The organism is Bradyrhizobium sp. P5_C11_2, from assembly GCF_054049755.1.
This window is the reverse complement of the sequence record NZ_JBFULT010000632.1, coordinates 1-4066: the sequence shown is the minus strand read 5'-3', so window position 1 is coordinate 4066 and position 4066 is coordinate 1. Positions and strand designations below refer to the sequence as shown.

The window sequence follows — 4066 nt, the reverse complement described above, 5'->3', positions numbered from 1 at the left end:
CCTACGAGATGTTCGCGCTGGGCGAGACCGTTCCGGCCAAGGCCGCGCTGGAATGGGGCATTGCCAACCGGGTGGTGCCGCTCGACAAGCTCGATGCCGAGGCGCTCGCGCTGGCGCAGCGTCTTGCCCGCCAGCCGGCCGGCGCGCTCACCGCGACCAAGCGGCTGATGCGCAATGGCGAGGCCTTGGTCGCGCAGATGAACGCGGAAGGCGAGCAGTTCGCGCAGCGCCTGCGCACCGCCGAGGCGCGCGAGGCCTTCACCGCGTTTGCGGAACGCCGTCCGCCCGATTTCACCAAGGTCGCCTGAGGGCCGTGCTCGGTCCCACGGTCCGGCCGATCGGGAGTTGTAGGCAATTTGACTAAAACCTTAACGAAACATTGGCAGGTCGCGATGCAAGGTGCCCACTCGTGAAGAGTGGGCCCCTGACTCATGGCAATGTTTAAGAAATCGGTAAGCACGCTGCTTCTGGCGTTGATGGCCCTGCTGGCCGCCGGCGTGCTGGCCAGCACGGCGATTCAGATGGTCGGGGCCTTCGGCCGCCATAGCGACAGTCTCGAGACCGCGCGGCTTGCCGCCGCTGACAAGGCGATCTTCCAGGGCGTGCTGTCGCTGCGCAGCAATCGCGGCGACGCCCAGAGCGCGCTGCTCGGCGAGGAGGATCCGCGTGCGAAGCTCGGCGAAGCCGAGAAGGCCGAGCAGGGTGGCTATGAGGCCATCACCGCGGCGCTCGCCACCGTCGATTTCGCCCGCCGCGACGAGCTCGCCAGCACGTTGAAGCAGCGCTGGGACGAGGCCGCGCCGAAATTCCAGCTGTTCTACGACGAGGCCAAGCTGCCGCGTGCCGAGCGCAAGATGGAGCGGACCAATTCCTGGTACGATGCCGTCACCAAGGTCATCGACACGGCGAACCTCGCCTCCACCGCGGTGTCAAACCGCGCCTGGATGAACGATCCCTACATCGCTCGCATGATTCAGGTCCGCCGCTTCGCCTGGCAGGTGCGTGACCGTTATGGGGTCCATTGTTCGTCGCTTCGCTCGAACATCAACAGCAGCAAGCCGCTCGACGACGTTCAGAAGCGGTCGGTGGCGCAATGGGATGGCACGATCGCCTCCGGCTGGGCGGGCATGGCCGAGTTGCTGGCTGCGCCCGACGTGACGGCGGAGCTGGTTACGGCAGCGTCGGACGCGAAGGCCAAGACCGATGGCGTCCTGAAGCAGATCGGCGAGCTGACCAGGAATCTCGACGGCAGCGGCAAGCCCGCGATGCCCGCCTCGGAGTGGAACACGCTGTGCCAGTCGCCGTTCCCGCTCATCGTCGCGGTCGCGACCAAGGCGCTGGATCAATCGATCGCGCGGGCCGAGACGGTGCAGGCGAAGGCTCTGACCAACCTCATCGTGCAGTCGCTGGCGTTCATGCTGGCGCTCGCCGTGACCCTGGCCGGCGTGTATGTGATTCGCAACCGCCTGATGCGCCCGGTGCGCGCTCTGCTCGACGCCATCGCGCGGATCGGCGCGCGCGACTACGCGACGCCGGTGCCGCAGTCGAAATATCCCGACGAGTTCGGCACCATGGCCGCCGCGCTCGAAAGCCTGCGCGAAAGTGCGGCGACCGCGGAGCGTCTGGGCCAGGAACGCGAATCGCAGCAGGCGTTGCAGCTCGCCCGCTCCGGCTCCGTCGATGCCGCATGCCGCAGTTTCGACGACACCGTGCAGGCCGTCATCCACAGCGTTGCGGCGTCGGCGCGGGAACTCGATGCCACCGCGACCGATGTGCGCTCGCTGGTCTCGGAATCGAGCAGCCAGACCGCGGCGGTGTCCTCTTCCGCCGAGCAGGCCACCAACAATCTCGAGACCATCGCGGCCGCGACCGAGGAGCTCTCCGCGTCCGTCGGCGAGATCTCCGCGCAGGTGCAGGCCAGCGCGCGTGAGGCGCGCGAAGCCGTGGCGCAGGCCGAGCAGACCAACGCGACGGTCGAGATCCTCGACCAGACCGCGAGCCGAATCGGCGAGGTCGTGAAGATGATCCACGCGATCGCCGGCCAGACCAACCTTTTGGCGCTGAACGCCACCATCGAGGCCGCGCGCGCCGGCGAGGCGGGCCGCGGCTTTGCCGTGGTCGCCGGCGAGGTCAAGAACCTCGCCGCACAGACCGCCACCGCAACGGAAGAGATCTCGCGCCAGGTCGAGGAGATCCAGGGCGCCACGGGCCAGGCCGTCGCGGCCATCCGGTCGATCGGCGGTGCCATCGGCGGCATCGACGAGAAGATGACGGCGATTGCGGCAGCGGTCGAGGAGCAGCGCGCGGCCACCACCGAGATCTCGCGCAATTTCCAGCAGGCCGCGCAGGGAACCCGCGAGGTCACCGACACCATCGGCAGCGTCGCGAGGCTCAACCAGGAGACCGGCAACGCCGGCACGGTGCTGTTCGAATCCGTGAAGAAGATGTCGGCCGACGCCGATCGTCTCCGCGTCGCGGTCGAAGGTTTTCTGGGCGCGGTGAAGACGGCATAATCTCGACATTTTCTCCATCCCAACGTCGCGCGATCGGCATTGCCGCCGATCCGCGCGGCGGGTACATCTGTGACGCTGCGCCACGCGCGCGCCGCAGACGTAAGACACATCAGGGATGGAGAGTTCGATGCCGGTCACGCCACAAACCAAGGTCCAGCGCCCCTATCGCGGCGTGTTCCCGGTCGTGCCCACCATTTTCGACGAGCGCGGCGAGCTCGATCTCGACGGCCAGCGCCGCTGCGTCGATTTCATGATCGACGCCGGCTCGCATGGCCTGTGCATTCTCGCCAATTTCTCCGAGCAGTTCGTGCTGACCGATGCCGAGCGCGAGACCGTGATGCATGCCGTGCTCGAGCATGTCGCCGGCCGCCTTCCCGTCATCGTCACCACGACGCATTTCAGCTCGGCCGTCTGCGCCGCGCGCAGCAAGCAGGCCGAAGCAGCAGGGGCCGCCATGGTCATGGTCATGCCGCCCTATCACGGCGCGACCTTCCGCGTGCCCGAGAAGGGCATCGTCGAATTCTTCCGTGTGCTCTCGGGCGCGATCACTATTCCGATCATGATCCAGGATGCGCCGGTGGCGGGCACGCCGCTGTCGGTCGAGCTGCTCGCGCGGCTGTCGCGGGAGTTTTCGAACGTCCGCTACTTCAAGATCGAGGTGCCCGGCGCCGCCGCAAAGCTCCGGAGCCTGATCGAGGCGGGCGGCAAGGACATCGAGGGTCCCTGGGACGGTGAAGAGGCGATCACGCTGATGGCCGATCTCGATGCCGGCGCGACCGGCGCCATGACCGGCGGCGGCTATCCCGATGGCATCCGTCAGATCATCGACCCCTATTTCGCCGGCAAGCGCGAGGAGGCGAAAGCCGCCTACGAGCGCTGGCTGCCGCTGATCAACTACGAGAACCGGCAATGTGGCCTGATCGCCTGCAAGGTCATGATGCAGGCCGGCGGCGTGATCAAGTCGGACGCCGTGCGCCATCCGCTCCAGCCACTGCATCCGGCGACGCGGGCGGGGCTGCTGGAACTGGCGAAGGAGCGTGATGCATTGGCGCTGCGGTGGGGGAAGTAGCGCTGCTGTCGTCCCGATGATCCCCGCTGTCGTCCCGGACAAGCGCGCCCCAAGCGCGCGCAGATCCGGGATCCATAACCACAGGATCGAGTTTGGCGAAGACTCGGAGTTGTCAGCCTGCTCCATAACCCCTCCCTGGGGTTATGGGTCCTGGCCTTCGCCAGGACGACACTGAGGCTTGGGCCGCGCGCCCTGGCCTCATCCCGCCAGCTTCCATCCGCCTGAAGGCGTCGAATTAACGCGGTTCCGGCGGTTTCCCGCAGCCCGGCGATGGCATATTGTACGCTCGCCAATCGGGCCCGCGGAGCATCTCAAGACATCGCGTAACAGCTCTTTATTATGCCGCTATCCCGAGCCAGGTTGGAGCGAGCCGACGAAACAGGGAGGCAGTGCCATGACGATCAGGCCGGATCCCACCTTTCACGCATCGCCCAAGCTTGCGATGGAAGCACCAGCGGAGAACTTTGCCTACACGTTGCTGCTC

The 4066-nt window shown here is 66.8% G+C and carries 3 protein-coding genes; all 3 read left to right on the top strand.

The genetic code is table 11. The annotated features are described in order from the left end of the window. A partial coding sequence (locus ACXJL8_RS35690; protein ID WP_456686514.1) for an enoyl-CoA hydratase-related protein occupies window positions 1-308 on the top strand: 308 nt, incomplete at its 5' end. Between the two features lie 123 nt (window positions 309-431). Further along, a complete protein-coding gene (locus tag ACXJL8_RS35685) occupies window positions 432-2513 on the top strand; it encodes a methyl-accepting chemotaxis protein (RefSeq protein WP_456686513.1) in 2082 nt (693 codons plus the stop codon). Between the two features lie 127 nt (window positions 2514-2640). Next, the gene (locus tag ACXJL8_RS35680; RefSeq protein WP_456620577.1) at window positions 2641-3582 is read left to right on the top strand and encodes a dihydrodipicolinate synthase family protein; all 942 of its coding nucleotides are present in this window, start codon (window positions 2641-2643) and stop codon (window positions 3580-3582) included. Window positions 3583-4066 lie beyond the last annotated feature (484 nt).